Origin of the sequence: Blautia aquisgranensis (assembly GCF_040096615.1) — a bacterium.
Taxonomy (GTDB): domain Bacteria; phylum Bacillota; class Clostridia; order Lachnospirales; family Lachnospiraceae; genus Blautia_A; species Blautia_A aquisgranensis.
The window spans coordinates 18,142-38,743 of the sequence record NZ_JBBMEJ010000005.1 but is presented as its reverse complement, the minus strand read 5'-3'; the positions used below and the strand labels follow the sequence as shown (position 1 = coordinate 38,743).

The window sequence follows — 20,602 nt, the reverse complement described above, 5'->3', positions numbered from 1 at the left end:
AGGTATTTATCTCCTTCTCTCAATTTCCTCTGCCAGTGCTTTTCTGACGCTGTCAGGATTTGCCTTACCTTTCAGCTCTCTCATCAGCTGTCCTACGAAGAATCCCATAACCTTGTCCTTGCCTCCCAGAAGCTCTGCCAGCGGTCCGGGGTTTGCGTCTACGATCTTTTTCACAGTTTCGGTGAGAAGGCCTGTGTCTTCTACGATCTTAAGACCCTTTTCTTCTATATATACAACCGGATCAATGTCCTCGTCAAATACTTTTTCAAAAACCTTTTTTGCATTCTGGGCGCTGACTTCTTTTTTCTCCACCATGGAAAGAAGATCTGCCAGATGCTTCGGTGTGAAGTTTACTTTTTCCGGATCCAGGCCTGTGTCCTTTGTCAGACGGAGAACCTCTACCATGAACCAGTTCGCCACCTTTTTCGGGTTTCCAAGAAGAACGGCTGTCTCCTCAAAAAGTCCTGCCAGGTGTCTGGATTCTGTAAGGATTCCTGCATCATAAGCCGGAAGCTCATATTCCTTCTGGTATCTCTCCATCTTAGCTTCACGAAGCTCCGGAATGGATGCACGAAGCTCTTCGATCCATGCATCGGAAATGTGGATCGGCGGAAGATCCGGATCCGGGAAGTAACGGTAATCCTTGGCATCCTCTTTTGAACGCATGGCATGAGAAGATTCCTTATTGTCATCCCATCTTCTGGTTTCCTGAACAACAGCTCTGCCTTCCTCCAGAAGCTCGATCTGACGTTCTCTCTCACCCTCAATGGCTCTTGCGATCGCCTTGAAGGAGTTCAGGTTCTTCATCTCAGTTCTTGTTCCGAAAGTATCACTTCCTACCTTGCGTACAGAAAGGTTGACATCGGCACGCATGGAGCCTTCCTGAAGTTTGCAGTCCGAAACTCCCAGATATTGCATAGTACAGCGAAGTTTTTCCAGGTATGCGATAACCTCCTCAGAACTTCTCATATCCGGCTCGGATACGATCTCGATCAGCGGTACTCCGCTTCGATTGTAGTCAACCAGGGAGCAGTCCTCCCACTCATCATGGATCAGCTTACCTGCATCCTCCTCCATGTGCATTTCATGGATACGCACGGTTTTCTTTCCTGCGGAGGTTTCGATCTCAACAGCTCCGTCATAGCAGATCGGCAGATACAGCTGAGAGATCTGGTAGTTCTGGGGGTTATCCGGGTAAAAATAGTTCTTACGGTCAAACTTGCAGTACTGATGAATATGGCAGTTTGCCGCAAGGCCTGCTTTGATGGCAAACTCTACAACTTTTTTGTTCAGGACCGGAAGAGATCCCGGCATACCGGTGCAGACCGGGCATGTATGGGTGTTCGGCGCGCCGCCAAACTCTGTGGAGCATCCGCAGAAGATCTTTGTTTTTGTGGCAAGCTCCACATGTACCTCAAGTCCTATGACTGTCTCGTACTGTTTCATGCCTTTTCTCCCCTTTCCATTGCCATTCCGAAATCGCCACGTTTTTTCTCATATGCGTGAGCTGCGCGGAACAGATTGTTTTCTTTGAAGCAGTCCCCGATCATCTGGATTCCGATTGGAAGTCCGGCAGCGTCCTTTCCGCATGGAACTGTGATTCCCGGAAGTCCACACAGGTTTACTGCCACGGTATAGATATCTCCAAGGTACATGGCAAGAGGATCTTTCAGACTTTCTCCAAGTTTTGGTGCCGTGAACGGAGATGCCGGAGCAAGAAGAACATCATATTTGGAAAATGCCTCGTCAAATTCTTTTTTAATCAGTGCTTTTGTACGAAGTGCTTTCAGATAATAAGCATCATAGTAACCGGAACTCAATACGAAAGAACCAAGCATGATACGACGTTTTACCTCTTCACCGAAGCCTTCGGTTCTTGTCTTTTTGTACATGTCGTGAAGTCCCTCGTACTCTTTTGCACGGAAACCGTACTTCACGCCATCGAAACGCTCCAGGTTGGAGCTGGCCTCTGCACTGGCGATAATATAGTAAGCAGGAATCATATATTCGGTTGTCTTCATGGAGAAAAATTCTACCACTGCGCCCATCTCGGTAAGGCTTTTCAGGGTATTCATAAACGCCTCTTTTACCTCAGAGTTCAGTCCCTCGGAAAGATATTCTTTAGGCACGCCGAATTTCATTCCCACGATCTTATCTGTCATAGAAGAAGAGAAATCAAGATCCTCTCTCTTCATGGATGTACTGTCTTTTTCATCATGTCCTGCGATCACCTCAAGGAGTGCTGCACAGTCTGCAACGTCTTTTCCCACCGGTCCGATCTGGTCCAGAGATGACGCATAGGCAACCAGTCCGTAACGGGATACGGTTCCATAAGTCGGCTTGATTCCGGTCACACCACAGTAGGAACTTGGCTGACGGATAGAACCGCCTGTATCAGAACCAAGTGCCAGATACGTTTCTCCTGCTGCCACTGCTGCACAGGAGCCGCCGGAGGAGCCACCCGGAACATGCTCCAGATCCCACGGGTTTCTGGTCACTCCATAGGCCGAAGTTTCTGTGGTACTTCCCATGGCAAACTCATCCATGTTTGTTTTTCCGATGATCACAAGACCTGCTTTTTCCAGGCGGTCAATGACCTCGGCATTGTACTGCGGAACAAAATTTTCAAGGATCTTTGATGCACAGGTGGTTGTTTTTCCCTTGATGCAGATATTATCCTTGATCGCGATCGGTACACCGGCAAGCGGTCCTCTATAGGTTCCGTCCTCGATTCCCTTCTGCACTTCCTTTGCTCTTGCATATGCTTCTTTTTTATAGGTATCAAGATAAGCGTGGACTTTGTCCTCTTTTGCCTCGATCTGATCAAATACGTATTTTACACCGTCCAGGACGCTTATCTGATGCTGTTTGATCTTTTCCGCAAGCTGTAATGCGGTTAATTTTCCCAAATCCATGTCCTGTCTCCTGTCTTATCCAATTGTTTTCGGAACCTGATACTGATTTTCTTTCTGCTTCGGTGCATTGGCAAGCATTGCCTCGCTGTTGTCTCCGTTTGTCACAACATCCTCACGGAACACATTCTCATCCTGAAAGATATGAGACATCGGTTCCACGGAGGAAGTATCAAGCTCATCTAATTTATCTACATAATCCAGCATCTTCTGCATATCTTCTTTTGCTTTTTCCTTTTCATCCTCTGTCAGAGAAAGCTTGGCCAGAATGCAGACATTTTCCATTGTTTCATCATCAATTATCTTTGCCATCTTTTTTCTCCTTATTACGGCTCAAGTCTGTTCATATCACGTGGGAACAGACAGGTCTCACGAACGTTTTCTTCCCCTAAGATCTGCATGGTAAGACGCTCCAGACCGATTCCCAGTCCACCGTGAGGCGGCATTCCGTGTTTGAAGGTATCCAGATACTGCTCCATACCTTCCTCGTCCATGCCACGGGCTGCGATCTTGTCCTTCAGCATCTGATAGTCATGGATACGCTGACCGCCTGTGGTGATTTCAAGTCCCTTGAACAGAAGGTCAAAGCTTAATGTAAATTTCTCATCAGCCGGATCATCCATTGCATAGAACGGACGCTTCTTGGAAGGATAATGTGTGACAAATACAAAATCTGCATCATACTCTTCTTTAAAATATCTTCCGATCAGAGACTCTTCCTCCGGCTCCAGATCATATGGGTTACGGATCTTTCTGTTATATTTCTCAGCAACCAGCTCTTTTGCCTTGTCAAAGCGTACTGCCGGGATCTTGTCTACCTTAGGAAGCTCTACCTTCAGGATAGAAAGCTCATGTGCGTAGTCTTTTTTAAGAAGCTCTACCGCATACTGGAGAAATCCTGTCTCCATTTCCATGATATCCTCAAATCCGTTGATATAGCCCATCTCAAAATCAAGGCTTGTATATTCATTTAAATGACGTTTGGTGTTATGCTTCTCTGCACGGAATACAGGACCGGTCTCAAATACACGGTCAAAAACTCCCACCATCATCTGTTTGTAAAACTGCGGGCTCTGTGCCAGAACTGCCGGTTTGTGGAAATAGCTCAGCTTGAACAGATTCGCGCCGCCCTCTGCGCCTCTGGCTCCGATCTTCGGTGTGTGGATCTCGGTAAATCCGTTCTTGTAAAGATAATCACGAAACGCCCTTACGATTGCTTCCTGGATCTTGAATTTCGCGCGCTCCTGGATATTTCGAAGTGCGATCGGACGATAGTTCAGCTTGGCTTCCAGGGAAGTATTCAGTTTCCATTTATCAATAGCAAGAGGAAGAGGCTCTGCCGGTGAGGAAAGGATCTCCACATGGCTGATGCGGAGCTCTCTTCCGTGAGGCGCTCTTTCTTCCTCATGAAGAGTTCCTGTGAGGCGCACACACATCGCCTCCTTCAGATCATGAATGGAAACATTTGTCTTGTCGTTCTCATATACTGTCTGAAAAAGCCCTTCTTTTTTTCGAAGTATCACAAATGCCACGTCACCCATATTACGGATGCTGTGTATTGCACCTTCCACTGTCGCTTCCTGGTCTTTCATGCTCTCGGAAAGAAGCACATCCCAGGCACATTCTCTAGTCTTACAGATTCCATCCATAAATTCCATTCCCTCATCCTCCAATTCAAAGTAGTTTCACCGAATCAGGAAATCCTCTGCGGACTTTTCCCCGATCCGGTGTGATATCAGTCATTCAGAACAGATCATTCCTGTCCGCTCTGCTGTTTTTTGTTGTTTTTTACACAGAATCATATAAAAGCATCAGAACCATCTGGGCTGTCTCCACCATATTGGTCCCGGAATCCATACTGCATTTCTGGATATAGCGGTATGCGTCATCCTCGCTCAGGTGATTTCTTTCCATTAAAAGCATCTTTGCATTTGAAATATAATTCTGTTCTTTCCATGAACGCTGCTTCGGCTTTTTCTTATCTTTTTTCCAGCGCCTTTCTATCTGGGAAAGCATCATGCTCACCGTATTTACCAGATCTCCGGCCTTCAGAGGCATTCCCACACATAAAATGGATGTTGGCGCCTCACTGATCACTCCCCGGGAGGCCATAAGCAGCATTTCAAAATAATCCGGCATATAGTCCAGAAGATCACGGTAGTACATATCCTGAAGATGATAACCGCAAAGCAGAACGCCGCCATCAAGCTCCGAGATACTGGCAAGGGCATTTGCACCCGAATTGCATACCGCCGCTACCGTGAATCCATATCTGTTAAGGACTGTGCGGATCTTTTTTGCATCTTCTATTTTCGGTAATGCAATCACGATACTCGTGTTCATAAGCCGCCACTCTCTTTCGCCCTATTATGCCTCGTTCATCAGATCCGATACAGATACTCCTCGATCTCCCAGTCTGAAATCTCCTGGGAATAACGCAGCCACTCTTTTCTTTTGGCCTGCGCATATTGTTTGCAGAAGGCTTCTCCAAGGATTTCCTTCATCCAGTCACTTTCTTCAAACAGTGTGATCGCTTCCCGTAAGTTCTCCGGTAAATTCTCGATACCCTGTTCCTTCTGATCCGACTCGGAAAGAGAACGGTCAGAAGCTTTTGTAGGATAGATCTTCTTCTGGATTCCATCCAGGCCCGCTGCCAGGCATACCGCAAAAACAAGGTATGGGTTGGATGCAGCATCCGGGCTTCGAAGCTCGATCCTGGTATCTGCACCATTGACTCTCGGGATCCTTACCAGTGAATTCTGGTTATTTCTCGTCCAGGTCAGTTCTGTAGGCGCATCAAATCCAGGCACAAGACGCTTATAGGAATTTACAAGCGGATTGGTGATCAGAGTCATCTCACGGCTGTGAGCCAGAAGGCCTCCGATAAAATAGTATGCCTCTTCACTTAATCTGGACGGATCCTCCGGATCCACGAAAATATTTTTTCCATTTTTAAACAGCGAAAAATGGATATGCATGGCTGAACCGTTTACTTCCCGTCTTGGCTTCGGCATAAATGTCGCATGAAGTCCATGACGTTTGGCTACAGTTCTCACTGCCATCTTAAAGGTTATAACTTCGTCTGCCATCTTACGTGCTTCTCCGTAATGAAGGGCGATCTCATGCTGTGCAGGTGCTGTCTCATGATGAGAGGATTCCACCTCAAATCCCATATCCTCAAGAGTCAGTACCATATCACGTCTTGCATTTTCGCCTAAGTCCACCGGACTTACATCCAGGTATCCGGCTTTTTCGTGAGAAACCGTTGTAGGCATTCCGTTGTCATCAATATGAAACAAGAAAAACTCACATTCTGGATCAACATAGCAGGTATAACCTGCCTTTTCTGCTGCCTGCGCTGTTTTTTTCAGAATATATCTTGAGCTCATCTCATGCTCAGATCCATCTGCACGGCGCATATCGCAGATCAGTCTTGCGACCTTTCCCTGCTGAGGACGCCATGGGAGAATCGAAAAAGTATCGTAATCCGGATACAGGATCAAATCCGGCTCCTTTTCTCCCACAATGCCCGCAATATGAGAGCCATATACAACACACTGGTTATCCAGGGCTCTTGGAAGCTCTCTTGCTGTGATCGCAATATTTTTCAGAGTTCCAAACATATCTGTAAACTGGAGGCGGATGAACTCTACGTCTTCCTCCTCTGCCATTGCAAGAATCTCTTCTCTGGTATAATTCCCCATAGTATTCTCTCCTTTATTTCCTCATCACACAAAAATAATTACCCGTAAAATCAGAAAAAGGGTGCACTTCAGAGAGCTTCCGCTCCTGAAGAACACCCTTGTTCATGGACGTAATTATAGCAACCGGCTAATTCTTTGTCAACAGTTTTTTACTGTAAGTAAGAATAGCTCATCAGTGACTCATCCACTGCTTTTGCAGCTTCACGTCCCTCATGGATCGCCCATACTACAAGAGATTGTCCCCTGTGCATATCACCGGCTGTAAATACGCGGTCCACACTTGTTGCATATTCATCCGGTTTTGTCTCCACGTTGGTTCTTCCCGTGATATTTACGTGGAATGCATCGGTTACATATTTTTCACTTCCAAGGAATCCTGCCGCGATCAGAACCAGATCTGCCGGAATCACTTCCTCGCTGCCCTCGATCGGAACCATATTGAATCTTCCGGTCTTTTCATCTTTCACGCCTTTCAGTTTCACGATCTTGGCCTTACATACATTTCCTTTTTTGTCTTTGATAAACTCGGTAACGGTTGTCTGGTAAACACGCGGGTCATGTCCGAATACTGCGATCGCCTCTTCCTGGCCATAGTCTGTTTTCAGAACTTTCGGCCACTCCGGCCACGGATTGGATGGTGTTCTTGTTTCCGGCGGCTTTGGCATCATCTCAAGCTGTGTCACAGATTTGGCACCAAGACGGATAGAAGTTCCCACACAGTCGTTTCCTGTGTCACCGCCGCCAATGACCAGAACGTTTTTGCCTTTGGCAAGCTCATAAGGAAACTTCGCAAAATCAGAATCCAGAAGGCTCTTTGTTACCTGCTTCAGGAAATCTACTGCAAAATAGATTCCCTTCGCATCTCTTCCCGGAACCTTGATGTCTCGCGGGTGAGAAGCACCACAACAGAGAAGTACACGGTCAAAATCCTTCAGAATCTGTTCTGCTGTGATATCCACGCCTACATTGATATTGGTAACAAACCTCACGCCTTCCTCTTCCATCAGCTTCAGTCTGCGGTCGATGACTTTTTTCTCAAGCTTCATATTCGGGATACCATAACGGAGAAGTCCTCCGATCCGGTCATTTCTCTCAAATACGGTTACGCTGTGTCCGCGGCGGTTCAGCTGCTGTGCTGCTGCCAGTCCGGAAGGTCCGCTTCCGATGACTGCGATTGTCTTTCCTGTACGGACTGGTGGAATCTGAGGTTTTACCCAGCCGTTGGCATAGGCTGTCTCGATGATCGCTTTTTCATTTTCCTTTGTGCTGACCGGTTCCCCGTTCAGGTTACAGGTACAGGCAGCCTCGCACAGTGCCGGACACACTCTGGAGGTGAATTCCGGAAAACTGTGTGTCTTATTCAGACGTAAGAAGGCCTGTTTCCAGTTTCCTGTATACACAAGATCATTGGTCTCAGGAACCAGATTGTGCAGCGGACAGCCGGAAGCCATTCCTCCGATCATCATGCCTGCCTGACAGAAGGGAACGCCGCAGGCCATGCAGCGCGCTCCCTGGAGTTTCTGTTTTTCTTTATTTAACGGAATACGAAACTCGTTGAAATTCTGTATACGTTCCTTTGGCGGCAGAACCTTTGCCGTCTCTCTCTCATAATCTAAAAATCCCGTTGGCTTTCCCATTTCCTCATCCTCCTTAATGTTTCACACCGATGCTCTCATAGAATGCTTCCATCTGTGCCTGCTGGCTTGTCAGACCTTTTTCCTCAAGCTTGGCACTTAATGTGATCATTCTCTTGTACTCATCCGGAATGAGTTTTTTGAAGTGAGGCAGATAGGAATCAAAATCAGCCAGCACCTTCTTACCGATCTCGGAGCCTGTTGCTTCCACATGAGCTTCGATAAGATCACGAAGCTCTTTTTTATCATATTTATTCTCCACCTTTTCAATGGAAATTATTGCCTTATTCAGATTCTTGTAAAGAACATTGTCCACATCCAGAACATATGCGATACCGCCGCTCATACCTGCTGCAAAGTTCTTTCCGGTCTTTCCGAGAACTACCACACGTCCACCGGTCATGTACTCACATCCATGCTCGCCGACGCCCTCTACAACAGCCACTGCACCGGAGTTACGTACTGCAAAACGCTCACCTGCAACACCGTTGATAAATGCGGTTCCGCTGGTTGCTCCGTAAAGAGCTACGTTTCCTACAATAATATTCTCCTCTGCCTTATATGCAGCTTTTTCCGGAACCCTGACGATCAGCTTACCACCGGAAAGTCCCTTTCCGAAGTAATCATTGCTGTCACCGGTCAGTTTCAGTGTCAGTCCCTTCGGGATAAATGCACCGAAGCTCTGTCCGCCTGCGCCTGTACAGTTTACAGTTACCGTATCCTCTGCAAGACCATCTTTATGGTTTCTTGTGATCTCAGAACCAAGAATCGTACCGAAAGCACGGTCTGTATTGCTGACTTTTACATCAACAGAAACCTTCTCACCTTTCTGGATCGCAGGTGCACATTTTTTCACAAGAACCTTTTCGTCCAGTGTTTTGTCCAGATTGAAGTTGTATACAGCCTTCGGATCAAAGGTTACTTTTCCTTTTCCTGCATACGGGTTATTCAGAATCGCGCTTAAGTCAACCTTGCCCTTATGCGGCTCCTGTACATCGCCAGAAACAGTAAGAAGATCTGTACGGCCAACCATCTCATCAATAGTTGCCACGCCAAGACGTGCCATGTACTCTCTCAGTTCCTGTGCGATAAAGCGCATAAAGTTTTCTACGTATTCCGGTTTACCGCGGAATCTTTTACGAAGCTCCGGATTCTGTGTGGCAACACCTACCGGGCAGGTATCCAGGTTGCACACACGCATCATCACGCAGCCCATCGTTACAAGCGGCGCTGTTGCAAAACCGAATTCCTCTGCACCGAGAAGTGCTGCAATGGCAACGTCACGGCCGCTCATCAGCTTACCGTCTGTCTCGATACGTACACGGTTACGAAGTCCGTTCATAATCAGTGTCTGGTGTGTCTCTGCAAGACCAAGCTCCCACGGAAGTCCTGCATTGTGGATGGAGCTTCTTGGTGCCGCACCGGTACCTCCGTCATATCCGGAGATCAGGACTGTCTGTGCTCCTGCTTTTGCAACACCGGCTGCAACTGTACCAACACCGGCCTCGGAAACAAGCTTTACGGAAATATCTGCATATTTATTTGCGTTTTTCAGGTCATAGATCAGCTCTGCCAGGTCCTCAATGGAGTAGATATCATGATGTGGCGGAGGAGAGATCAGGCTGACACCAGGTGTGGAATGACGGGTTTTTGCGATCCATGGATAAACCTTCTTTGCCGGAAGATGTCCACCTTCTCCAGGTTTCGCGCCCTGTGCCATTTTGATCTGGATCTCTCTTGCAGATACCAGATAGCGGCTGGTAACACCAAAACGTCCGCTGGCAACCTGTTTGATCGCAGAGCAGCGGTCATTGTCTGTTCCTGCGGAATCCAGACGCTCATCGCTCTCACCGCCCTCACCAGTGTTGGATTTTCCGTGGAGATGATTCATGGCGATCGCCAGTGTCTCATGTGCCTCCTGTGAAATAGATCCATAGGACATGGCACCTGTCTTAAAACGTTTTACGATCTCATCTACGCTTTCCACCTGATCGATGGGAAGCGGTTCTTTTGCAAACTTAAAGTCCAGAAGACCTCTTAAGTTTCCATGTCCTTCTTCGTCTACCAGTTTGGTGTATTCCTTGAACATCTCATAGCTGCCCTGTTTTGTGGACTGCTGGAGAAGATGGATGGTACGCGGATTATATCTGTGTTCCTCACCCTGGCTTCTCATCTTATGGGCACCTACGCTGTCCAGTGTCAAATCTGTTGCAAGTCCAAGCGGGTCAAAAGCCTCGGAATGAAGCTTCTCTACGTTATCCTCGATATCCTCCAGAGTGATTCCGCCTACGCGGCTTACAGTTCCTGTAAAGTAACGGTCGATCACATCCTGGGAGATTCCGATAGCCTCAAAGATCTGAGATCCCTGATAGGACTGGATCGTGGAAATACCCATCTTGGAAGCGATCTTTACGATTCCGCTGATCACCGCATGGTTATAATCATCCACTGCTGCATAGTAATCCTTGTCCAGCATATGGGTATCGATCAGCTCATGGATCGTATCTAGTGCCAGATACGGGTTGACTGCACTTGCACCATAACCAAGAAGTGTGGCAAAATGATGCACCTCTCTCGGCTCACCGGACTCCAGGATCAGAGCAAGAGATGTACTCTTTTTCGTCTTTACAAGATGCTGATGTACTGCGGAAACCGCCAGCAGTGACGGGATCGGCATATGGTTTTCATCCACGCCACGGTCAGAAAGAACAAGGATATTGGCACCTTCACGAAATGCCTTGTCAACCTCTACGAACAGACGGTCAATAGCACGCTCAAGCTTTGTGCTCTTGTAATATAAAGTAGAGATCGTCACAACCTTGAAGCCGTCTTTTTTCATGCTCTTGATCTTCATCATATCCGTATTGGTCAGGATCGGATTGTTGATCTTTAATACCTGACAGTTCTCCGGAGTCTGAACCAGAAGGTTTCCGTCCTTACCTACATATACGCTGGTGGAAGTAACGATTTCCTCACGGATGGCATCAATAGGTGGGTTGGTAACCTGTGCAAAAAGCTGTTTGAAGTAGTCGAACAACGGATAATGCTGCTTGGAAAATACAGCAAGCGGCGTATCATGACCCATGGCTCCAATGCTCTCTGCACCGTTTAATGCCATGTTACGGATGGAGGTACGATACTGCTCGTATGTATAGCCGAATGCTTTCTGCAGACGGGCTCTCTCCTCCGGTGTGTACTCGATCACACGCTCATTGGGAATCTTGATGTCGCGAAGCTGTACCAGGTTGCTGTCAAGCCACTCGCCGTATGGCTGTTTTTTCGCATATTTTTCTTTCAGTTCATTGTCATCGATCACGCGTCCCTGAACGGTATCTACCAGAAGCATTTTTCCAGGATGAAGACGCTCTTTTAATACGATCTTTTCCTCATCTACCGGAAGAACACCAACCTCGGAGGAAAGGATCATGTAACCGTCAGAAGTAATATAGTATCTGGATGGACGAAGACCGTTTCTGTCAAGAACCGCACCCATCACATCACCATCTGAAAACAGAATGGACGCAGGTCCGTCCCATGGCTCCATCATGGTTGCATAATACTGATAAAAGTCTCTCTTTTCCTGAGAGATCGTATCATTATTTGCCCATGGTTCAGGAATGGTGATCATCACTGCAAGGGGAAGATCCATACCACTCATTACCAGGAATTCCAGCGTGTTATCCAGCATTGCGGAGTCAGAACCGTTGCGGTTGACAACAGGAAGGACTTTATGAAGCTCATCCTTAAGATACGGAGAATCCATATTTTCCTCACGTGCAAGCATCTTATCTGCATTTCCGCGGATGGTGTTGATCTCACCATTGTGCACGATAAAACGGTTCGGATGTGCTCTCTCCCAGCTCGGATTTGTGTTGGTACTGAAACGGGAATGTACCACTGCAATGGCAGATTCATAATCCGGGCTCTGCAGATCTCCGAAGAAAGTACGAAGCTGTCCTACCAGGAACATACCTTTGTATACAATAGTACGGCTGCTCATAGAAACAACATAGGTATTATCATTACTCTGTTCAAACTCACGGCGGGCAATATAGAGCATACGGTCAAACGGGAGACCTTTTTCCACATCCTCCGGTTTCTTGATGAAAGCCTGCATGATGCACGGCATGCACTCTCTTGCCTTATGTCCAAGCACCTCCGGAAATACCGGTACCGTACGCCATCCGAGAAGCTCAAGGCCTTCTTTTTCTACGATGATCTCGAACATCTTCTTTGCCTGGGCACGTTTGATCTCATGCTGCGGGAAAAAGAGCTGGGCCACACCGTATTCTCTTTCACCACCGATGTCAAAGCCCTCTTTCTTACAGACTTTTTTGAAAAATTTATGGGAGATCTGAAGAAGGATGCCGACGCCATCGCCGGTCTTTCCTTCTGCATCCTTACCTGCACGATGCTCCAGATTCTCTACGATCTTAAGAGCATTGGCAACGGTGTCATGGGTTTTCTTTCCTTTTATATTGACAACGGCTCCGATACCGCAGTTATCATGTTCGAATTCAGGGCGGTAGAGGCCCTGCTGCTGATTTTCTACTTCTTTCATTTTCCTCATCCTTTCATTGCAGCTTCTTCTGCCGTCTTTTTGTCCACTGCCGCCTGCACGAATCCACGGAACAGCGGATGTGCATGATTCGGTCTGGATTTAAATTCCGGATGTCCCTGTGTTCCCACGAAGAACGGATGTCCTGAAATCTCGATCATCTCAACGATATGGGCATCTGGTGAAGTTCCCACAATCGACATTCCTTTTTCACTTAACTCTTTACGGAACGCATTGTTTACTTCATAACGATGTCTGTGACGCTCCTGGATCTCCTTTTTGCCAAACAGCTCGTAGGATTTTGATTCTTCACTGAGCACGCATGGATAGCTTCCGAGACGGAGTGTTCCTCCGAGATCTTCCACATCCTCCTGATCCGGCATCAGGGCAATGACCGGATGTTTGGTCTCCGGATCCAGCTCGATGCTGTTGGCATCCTCATATCCCAGTACGTGACGGGCAAATTCTACGATAGCCATCTGCATTCCAAGACAGATTCCAAGATACGGGATCTTATGAACTCTTGCATACTGTGCAGCCAGGATCATGCCTTCTGTACCACGGTTTCCAAAGCCTCCCGGTACCAGAATTCCATCCACTGCATGAAGTGTCTGATCCAGATTCTTCTCATTCAGCTCCTCGGAATCCACCCACACAAGCTCCACTTTCGCACGACAGGAAATTCCGCCATGCTTCAGAGCTTCCACAACACTTAAGTACGCATCGTGAAGCTGTGTATATTTACCGACCATGGCGATCTTGACTGTTTTATCCGGATGACGAAGGTTCTCTACCATATTCTCCCAGTCTGTAAGATCCGGTTTGCGGTTCTCAAGTCTTAAGCTCTGAAGCACCACATCTGCAAGTTTTTCTCTCTCCATTGCAAGCGGCGCCTCATACAGATATTCCACATCCAGGTTCTGAAGCACATGGCTTACCGGCACGTTACAGAACAGTGCGATCTTTCCGCGGATATCATCGGTAAGTGGATACTCACTTCTGCATACCAGCACGTCCGGCTGAATTCCCATTCCCTGCAGCTCCTTGACACTGGCCTGGGTTGGTTTTGTTTTCATCTCGCCGGAAGCCCGGAGATATGGAATCAAGGTTACATGGATAAGGATCGCATTGTCATGTCCCACATCATGCTGGAACTGACGGATGGATTCCAGAAACGGCTGGCTCTCGATATCGCCCACTGTACCGCCAACTTCGATGATGGCAATTCTGTCTTCATCTGCGGATTTTGCCCTGTAAAATCGGCTCTTGATCTCGTTTGTGATATGCGGAATGACCTGAACAGTTCCTCCGCCGAAATCACCGTGACGCTCTTTCTGGAGAACGGACCAGTAGATCTTACCGGTTGTCACATTGGAATTTTTGTCAAGGCTTTCATCAATGAAACGTTCATAATGTCCAAGGTCAAGATCTGTCTCTGTACCGTCATCGGTTACAAAAACCTCTCCATGCTGAATGGGATTCATAGTTCCCGGGTCAATATTGATGTAGGGATCAAATTTCTGCATGGTCACCTGATACCCTCTGGCTTTCAGAAGGCGCCCAAGAGACGCTGCGGTAATTCCTTTTCCCAAACCGGAAACAACTCCGCCCGTTACAAAAACATATTTTACTGCCATCTTCGATTTCCTCCTCCATTTTGTGTTCCACAACAAAAAGGCGTCCGGAACAGGTTCCAAGGGGCGAGAATTCCCCTGTGGTATCCGTTCCTGACGCCTTTGTCAGTTATCTTTCATATAAAATATGGTTTACTATAAACTATTTTTTTTTATTTGTCAATAACAGATTTTTTATATAGTCTGCAGAATTTCTTCCTATGAAATGGTTACAAATAAAAAACAGACGCCTGCCGAGGATTTCCATCTGATTTCCTGTCTCTGCAACCACGTCTGTCTTTTCTTTTTATGTCTTTTATATCTTGTCTGTCGCTGCACTGTCTGTCAGGCAACTGCATATTTCTGAAGGAAACAATTAAACTCATGATCCTCACCATGACAGGTTACTGTAAGAACCTTGGTCAGATCCATGCTGAGGATTCCAAGAATAGATTTTGCATCAATTAAAATTCTGTTATATGAAATATCTACATCAAAATCACATTTACTTGCAGCCTTAACAAATTCTTTAACATCCTCTGTCGCATTCAATCTAATTTTTTTAGACATAAATATCATCCTCTCTTTTATCTCGGTAAAAACCGGCATTGTTCCGGCCTCGCTGTTTTCCTGTATTTTCCAGACCAGCGGCCTTTTCTCATCTGGCTGTTCCACATTATGTCTCATGTTGTCAGATTTGTCAAGTTGATATTTTTTATCGTTTTGGACGTTTTTCCTATAGAAACCCGAATTTTATATGATAAAATCCGGGTTTCTTAGATATTTATTGTGCAGTTTTCATATTTTCATTTTTCAATCCATTATTTTTAACTGTGAGATTAATTCCATATAGTTCATTAATCCTGTTTGATTTCTTCTGGTATCTCCATCGGATAATTACCATCAAAACATGCTTTGCACAACGGAAGGCCACCTGCCATGCCTTCCAGATAATCGATCTGCATGTAGCCAAGAGAATCCGCACCGATCATCTTGCGAATCTCTTCCGTACTATGCTGTGCCGCAATCAGCTGATCATTGGACGGCACATCCGTACCGAAATAACAGGGATGTAAAAATGGCGGGGAGCTGATACGTACATGTACTTCTTTGGCTCCGGCTTCTTTCAGCATGTGGATCAGATTGGCAATGGTAGTTCCACGGACAATGGAATCATCCACCAGAACGATTCTCTTCCCCTTCACCACTGATTCCAGAACGCTCAGCTTCAGATGAACGCTTGACTCTCTCTCCTGCTGTGTAGGCTTGATAAAAGTTCTTCCAATGTAACTGTTTTTATAGAATGCAAAACCAAACGGGATTCCAGATTCCTCCGAATAGCCTTTTGCTGCCGGAAGTCCGGATTCCGGTACACCGGTTACCAGATCCGCTTCTACCGGATAGGACTTTGCAAGAGATTTTCCTCCACGAATCCTTGCATCATAGATTTTTACGCCATCCATGGTGCTGTCCAGTCTTGCAAAATAAATATATTCAAAAACACAATGAGCATGCTTTTTCTGTTCAGCCAGTTTGCTGGATTTCAGTCCGTCCCTGGTGATCGTGACGATCTCACCCGGTTCAATATCACGGATAAATTCTGCTCCTACAGATGTCAGTGCACAGCTCTCAGATGCCAGAACATAAGCATTGTCTCTCTTTCCAAGACAAAGTGGTTTCAGTCCGTACGGGTCACGGGCACCGATCAGCTTCCTCGGGCTCATGATCACAAGCGCATATCCGCCCCTGATCTTCTCTACTGTTTTATGTACTGCTTCCTCTACAGTTGCAGAATGAACACGCTCTCTTGCAATATGGAAAGCAATAACCTCTGAATCTGTCGTTGTATGGAAGATCGCTCCTGTCTGGATCAGTTCCCATTTCAGAGCTTCTGTATTAACCAGATTTCCGTTATGCGCCAGTGCCAGACTTCCCTTAATATAAGAAAGTACCAGCGGCTGTGCATTCTCCGCAACAGACTCTCCGGTGGTGGAATAACGAACATGTCCGATTCCGATGTCACCATTCATATTATGTACAACATCTTTTCGTAAAACTTCGCTTACCAGTCCGAGATCTTTATGAAACTGTACGTTTCCTCTTTCTCCATCCGTCCTTGAAACGGCCATTCCGCAGGACTCCTGTCCCCTGTGCTGCAGCGAAGTAAGACCATAATAAATAGATGGTGCAATATTCCCTCCATCCAGATCATAAATCCCGAATACGCCACATTCTTCCTTTACTCCTGACATATTTTCCTCCATCTGTCTCTTCCGTTTTGTTACACACAAATTATAATAAAAGAACGTGATTTGTCAACCCTGCGCTTTTAAGGGCCGCCGCATTTTTGAATCCTTTTTTTGATTTTTTGAAAAAAAGCTTGACATTATTTCTTTTTGGTGTATACTGCACACTTAACACAAAAACGCTTCGGATACCGCAGATATCCAAAGCGTTTTTTTATCTTTCGGAACTGTTTTTGTTCTAAAAAAATATAAGACAGTCCTTATAAGATAATTAAAAATTATAATAAATAAGAGAAATGTTTTATTTATTCAGATTCTTCGGTCCGAATCCCATCGGAAGCAGTTCTTCCAGCCGGAATATCTCGTACTGGTCCTTACCGGTCGCCAGAATGATCTGAAACTCCTTCGGATCACAGAACTCCATCATAACCTGGCGGCAGACACCGCATGGCGCCGCATATTCCTTAAGCTCCTTATTCATTCCTCCCACTACACAAATCGCATCGAATTCCAGAACGCCCTCGCTGACTGCCTTGAAAAATGCGGTTCTCTCCGCACAGTTGCTTGGAGTATAACCGGCATTTTCAATATTACAGCCACCATAAACATTCCCATTCTTCGCAAGCAACGCCGCTCCCACATGAAAATGTGAATACGGCACATAGGAATAATCCATCATACTGATTGCTTTTTCGATCAGTTCATGAATCTGTTTTTCTTCCAGTTTTTTCATTTTCTTACCAAACTCCCTGCTCATAATTCCGCTGCCACTTCACAGCCTGATTCGAATCAATATCCTGTGGCTTCCTCGTTTTTCACAAGCTTTATGATACGGCTGGTTCCAAGACGGTCTGCACCAAGGCTTAAAAATTTCTCCGCATCATCCAGAGAAGAAATTCCACCGGCTGCTTTCATTTTTATATTCGGTCCGATATGCTCTGAAAACAGTTTGATATCGTCAAAGGTTGCTCCGGCCTTTGAAAATCCGGTAGATGTTTTGATGTAATCTGCCCCTGCATTTGTCACTGCCTCACACATTTTGATCTTCTCCTCATCTGTGAGAAGGCAGGTCTCAATGATCACCTTGAGAATCTTGGAGCCGCAGGCTTTTTTCAAGGTACGGATTTCCTCTTCAACTGCATCAAATCTGCCATCTTTTACCCATCCGATATTGATGACCATGTCGATCTCGTCCGCACCATTTGCCAGCGCATCCTTTGTCTCGAATTCTTTCGCTGCAGTTGTCATATATCCGTTCGGAAATCCGATAACTGTGCATACAGCCATTTTGTCCTGTACATACTCTTTTACCTGTTTTACATATGCAGGCGGAATACATACAGAAGCTGTTCCGTATTTGACTGCATCATCGCAGATCTGTCTGATCTCTGCCCATGTCGCAGTCTGTGTCAGTAATGTATGATCCACATGCTTTAAAATCTCTTTTATATCCATACTTGTTTATTCCTCCGTTTTTATGTTTCAGCCGCCAGATGGAGCTGTTATTCTGTCAGATCAGCGTAATATGCTGAAATCCTTTTTCCCTTAAAATATCTGCCAGATAGGAAAGATATTTCTGATCCGGAACCTGATAATGTGAATATTCCTCCCGGACGCCCATCGGACGGTATGCGATGATCTTCACACGGATATCGTTGATCTTCAGATATGGTGCAAGAAAATCTCCCATCTCCCGGATACTCTTCTCCGTATCATAAAGATCCGGTACGATAACTGCTCTTACTTCATAAAGCTTGGAAGTTTTTGCCAGGTACACTGCGTTCTTAAGTACCATTTCGTTGCGGAAACCAGTCACCTTCTCATGCTCAAAAGCCTCAAACGCCTTAATATCCAGCATCACACCATCGGATACCTCCATCAGCTCCGGATAATCTTCAAAAGAAACCATTCCGTTGCTGTCGATCAGGGTTCCCAGGCCGTCCTTTCTGGCCAGACGGAACAGCTCCGTAAGAAACTCAGGCCAGAGCATGCATTCCCCTCCAGAAACACTGATTCCCCGGATAAAGGGGATCTGTTTCTTTACTTTCTCATAAACTTCCTCCGGTGTCATCTCCAGGGTTCTGGGAGAGCTGTCATGAGGACAGATATGGATACAGGTATCACACTGTACGCACTTTGCCGGATCAAATGCCACTTTGCCGTCTGTTCCAAGGGACAGGGCTCCTGCCGGACATTTTTTTACACAGGTACCGCATTGTACACACAGCTTCCTTGTCTCCGGATTATGACAGTATTTGCAGTTGATGTTACACCCCTGCAGAAATACCGCCGTCCGGTTACCCGGACCATCCACGCTGCTGAACGGAATGATCCGGTTCACTACGGCTTTCATTTAGCGCACCTTTCTCTCCAGGATATGTCCGTTTCTCGCAGCGCCAAGACCAAGCGCTGTGGTATCCTGAAGAACAGCTTCTCCACCGGCAAGTTTCTCAAGCTCGGAACGTTTCACAAGGTATCCTGTCACACGGATCACATCACTGTCACTGGAATAGAAGGACAGATAACGAAGATCCATCTTAAAGGAGCCTTTGATAATATCCAATACATACTCCGGATTGCGATGAACTGTCATATCGATTGGGAAAATATCTCCGGTTCCGGATGTGAAGTATTTGTGGAATTTTCTTAAAACATTCAGCTGATCGATCAGTTCCTCCGGCTCCTCTCCGATCGGGATACGTGTTCCAGGAGTTACATTTTCATCCTCTGCAAGGCCTACCTGCGCGTGAAGCAGAAAATGTCCGCCTGTTCCCTCACAGTATTTATTCTTGTGGCTCAGGTTAAACTCCTTGATGATCTCCATGATCTCAACGCCAAGGTTATTTGCAGCCTCATCATGGCCGAAACGTCCCTTTATTCCTTCTTTTTCGAACAGGATATTTACACAGTCTGCAAGACCTACCAGACCGTACATACCAGAGAAACGATCTCTGTGGATAAATCCCTCTTTTGCAAGGAAGTTATTTTCAAAAAATCCGCTCTCTTCTACCTCGAATTTAATTCTCGCATCCATATAGCGTGCCATGATATCCAGCACATACGGAAGCTCTCGCTCCTTAAAGTCTTTGATATTTTTTGCCCGCTTGGCAATGTTTCCGAGAACCAGTCTGCAAAGTGTATAAGCACCGCCGCCTAACAGCAGTCCATTATAGCAGCTGGCGATCACATAGCCCTCTCCAAGCTCGCTCTTAAACATCTTATGATTTCCAAAGCTTGGTTTCGCGCTGTGCATTGCACAGTCGATAGCTTTCAGTGCAAAATCATCCGGGGTGATATCCTCATCATACTTGAAGCTTAAGTTTGGAACCGCATTCTCCAGTTCCTTCTCTGCCTCCAGAAGAAGTCGTCCTGCTTTTGTCTCACGCGGTCCGATATTTGCATGGGAAAAAGAATCCAGGATCGTACGGTCCATCTGTGTCAGGAACAGCTTCAGCATTTTTTTCGCCTGTGCCTCATCTACTGTATCGATATACGGCTCCAGCAGTTCATCCAGCTGACCTACATATACCGGATAATTAGTAACACTTGGTACATGCTTGTAAAAGATCATCAAACTGTTCAGTGCCTCATAAAGATCAGTAGGCGGATCCAGCTGCAGGAATTTACTTCCCTCTTTCAGGAACTTCTCATAATCCGGAATAATATAACGCGGGCGCATCGGTGCATGTCCCTCAGACAGATCACAGATACATTTCCGGTCGATCGGCACATTCAGAAGTTCATCCAGTCCTTCCGGAAGATCCAGCACCTCCATCAGGGAATCTGCCTGGTTCGCCAGACAGGTCACCTTCTGTTCATGTGTCAGTGTCGGGCTTTCAATAATATCCAGAATATTTTTTCTTGTCTCATTTACCCGTTCCATAGATATGTCACGCATAATGTAAATACCTCCTCAAAATCATCTGTTTTACTTG

15 protein-coding genes are annotated in these 20,602 nt (G+C 46.2%); all 15 read right to left on the bottom strand.

The annotated features are described in order from the left end of the window. Positions 1 to 6: 6 nt before the first annotated feature. Complete coding sequence (gene gatB / locus WMO28_RS05550) at positions 7 to 1,446, bottom strand: Asp-tRNA(Asn)/Glu-tRNA(Gln) amidotransferase subunit GatB (RefSeq protein ID WP_349056310.1); 1,440 nt, start codon at positions 1,444 to 1,446, stop codon at positions 7 to 9. Then, positions 1,443 to 2,915, bottom strand: a complete 1,473-nt coding sequence (gene gatA, locus WMO28_RS05545) for an Asp-tRNA(Asn)/Glu-tRNA(Gln) amidotransferase subunit GatA (protein WP_349056309.1) — start codon at positions 2,913 to 2,915, stop codon at positions 1,443 to 1,445. The genes gatB and gatA overlap by 4 nt, the downstream gene beginning before the upstream one ends. A gap of 15 nt (positions 2,916 to 2,930) precedes the next feature. After that, positions 2,931 to 3,224, bottom strand: a complete 294-nt coding sequence (gatC, locus tag WMO28_RS05540; RefSeq protein WP_178644368.1) for an Asp-tRNA(Asn)/Glu-tRNA(Gln) amidotransferase subunit GatC — start codon at positions 3,222 to 3,224, stop codon at positions 2,931 to 2,933. A gap of 14 nt (positions 3,225 to 3,238) precedes the next feature. Next, a complete protein-coding gene (gene aspS / locus WMO28_RS05535) occupies positions 3,239 to 4,570 on the bottom strand; it encodes an aspartate--tRNA(Asn) ligase (RefSeq protein ID WP_349056308.1) in 1,332 nt (443 codons plus the stop codon). Positions 4,571 to 4,700: 130 nt separating this feature from the next. Next, the gene (locus tag WMO28_RS05530; protein ID WP_349056307.1) at positions 4,701 to 5,255 is read right to left on the bottom strand and encodes an ANTAR domain-containing response regulator; all 555 of its coding nucleotides are present in this window, start codon (positions 5,253 to 5,255) and stop codon (positions 4,701 to 4,703) included. Between the two features lie 38 nt (positions 5,256 to 5,293). Next, positions 5,294 to 6,616, bottom strand: coding sequence for a type I glutamate--ammonia ligase (gene glnA / locus WMO28_RS05525; RefSeq protein WP_178644374.1), 1,323 nt, complete (start codon positions 6,614 to 6,616; stop codon positions 5,294 to 5,296). A gap of 149 nt (positions 6,617 to 6,765) precedes the next feature. After that, entirely contained in the window at positions 6,766 to 8,253 is a 1,488-nt protein-coding gene (locus WMO28_RS05520) for a glutamate synthase small subunit (RefSeq protein WP_178644376.1), read from the bottom strand. A gap of 13 nt (positions 8,254 to 8,266) precedes the next feature. Then, on the bottom strand, positions 8,267 to 12,811 hold the full coding sequence (gene gltB / locus WMO28_RS05515) for a glutamate synthase large subunit (protein WP_178644378.1): 4,545 nt from the start codon (positions 12,809 to 12,811) through the stop codon (positions 8,267 to 8,269). 5 nt (positions 12,812 to 12,816) lie between these two features. Next, on the bottom strand, positions 12,817 to 14,445 hold the full coding sequence (gene pyrG / locus WMO28_RS05510) for a CTP synthase (protein WP_178644380.1): 1,629 nt from the start codon (positions 14,443 to 14,445) through the stop codon (positions 12,817 to 12,819). Positions 14,446 to 14,766: 321 nt separating this feature from the next. Beyond that, positions 14,767 to 14,991, bottom strand: coding sequence for an HPr family phosphocarrier protein (locus WMO28_RS05505; protein WP_119239983.1), 225 nt, complete (start codon positions 14,989 to 14,991; stop codon positions 14,767 to 14,769). Between the two features lie 287 nt (positions 14,992 to 15,278). Further along, the gene (purF, locus tag WMO28_RS05500; RefSeq protein ID WP_119239956.1) at positions 15,279 to 16,673 is read right to left on the bottom strand and encodes an amidophosphoribosyltransferase; all 1,395 of its coding nucleotides are present in this window, start codon (positions 16,671 to 16,673) and stop codon (positions 15,279 to 15,281) included. Positions 16,674 to 16,968: 295 nt separating this feature from the next. Beyond that, complete coding sequence (locus WMO28_RS05495; protein WP_435375941.1) at positions 16,969 to 17,400, bottom strand: cytidine deaminase; 432 nt, start codon at positions 17,398 to 17,400, stop codon at positions 16,969 to 16,971. A gap of 56 nt (positions 17,401 to 17,456) precedes the next feature. After that, the gene (gene deoC, locus WMO28_RS05490; RefSeq protein WP_349056305.1) at positions 17,457 to 18,122 is read right to left on the bottom strand and encodes a deoxyribose-phosphate aldolase; all 666 of its coding nucleotides are present in this window, start codon (positions 18,120 to 18,122) and stop codon (positions 17,457 to 17,459) included. Positions 18,123 to 18,177: 55 nt separating this feature from the next. After that, positions 18,178 to 19,020, bottom strand: a complete 843-nt coding sequence (locus WMO28_RS05485) for a YjjW family glycine radical enzyme activase (protein ID WP_349056303.1) — start codon at positions 19,018 to 19,020, stop codon at positions 18,178 to 18,180. Next, entirely contained in the window at positions 19,021 to 20,565 is a 1,545-nt protein-coding gene (locus tag WMO28_RS05480; protein WP_178645550.1) for a YjjI family glycine radical enzyme, read from the bottom strand. It lies immediately after the preceding gene. Positions 20,566 to 20,602: the final 37 nt, after the last annotated feature.

Coding starts and splice junctions, on each gene's coding strand:
- gatB (WP_349056310.1), bottom strand. CDS start 1,446: ATGAAACAGTACGAGACAGTCATAGGACTTGAGGTACATGTGGAGCTT.
- gatA (WP_349056309.1), bottom strand. CDS start 2,915: ATGGATTTGGGAAAATTAACCGCATTACAGCTTGCGGAAAAGATCAAA.
- gatC (WP_178644368.1), bottom strand. CDS start 3,224: ATGGCAAAGATAATTGATGATGAAACAATGGAAAATGTCTGCATTCTG.
- aspS (WP_349056308.1), bottom strand. CDS start 4,570: ATGGAATTTATGGATGGAATCTGTAAGACTAGAGAATGTGCCTGGGAT.
- WMO28_RS05530 (WP_349056307.1), bottom strand. CDS start 5,255: ATGAACACGAGTATCGTGATTGCATTACCGAAAATAGAAGATGCAAAA.
- glnA (WP_178644374.1), bottom strand. CDS start 6,616: ATGGGGAATTATACCAGAGAAGAGATTCTTGCAATGGCAGAGGAGGAA.
- WMO28_RS05520 (WP_178644376.1), bottom strand. CDS start 8,253: ATGGGAAAGCCAACGGGATTTTTAGATTATGAGAGAGAGACGGCAAAG.
- gltB (WP_178644378.1), bottom strand. CDS start 12,811: ATGAAAGAAGTAGAAAATCAGCAGCAGGGCCTCTACCGCCCTGAATTC.
- pyrG (WP_178644380.1), bottom strand. CDS start 14,445: ATGGCAGTAAAATATGTTTTTGTAACGGGCGGAGTTGTTTCCGGTTTG.
- WMO28_RS05505 (WP_119239983.1), bottom strand. CDS start 14,991: ATGTCTAAAAAAATTAGATTGAATGCGACAGAGGATGTTAAAGAATTT.
- purF (WP_119239956.1), bottom strand. CDS start 16,673: ATGTCAGGAGTAAAGGAAGAATGTGGCGTATTCGGGATTTATGATCTG.
- WMO28_RS05495 (WP_435375941.1), bottom strand. CDS start 17,400: ATGAAAAAACTGGAAGAAAAACAGATTCATGAACTGATCGAAAAAGCA.
- deoC (WP_349056305.1), bottom strand. CDS start 18,122: ATGGATATAAAAGAGATTTTAAAGCATGTGGATCATACATTACTGACA.
- WMO28_RS05485 (WP_349056303.1), bottom strand. CDS start 19,020: ATGAAAGCCGTAGTGAACCGGATCATTCCGTTCAGCAGCGTGGATGGT.
- WMO28_RS05480 (WP_178645550.1), bottom strand. CDS start 20,565: ATGCGTGACATATCTATGGAACGGGTAAATGAGACAAGAAAAAATATT.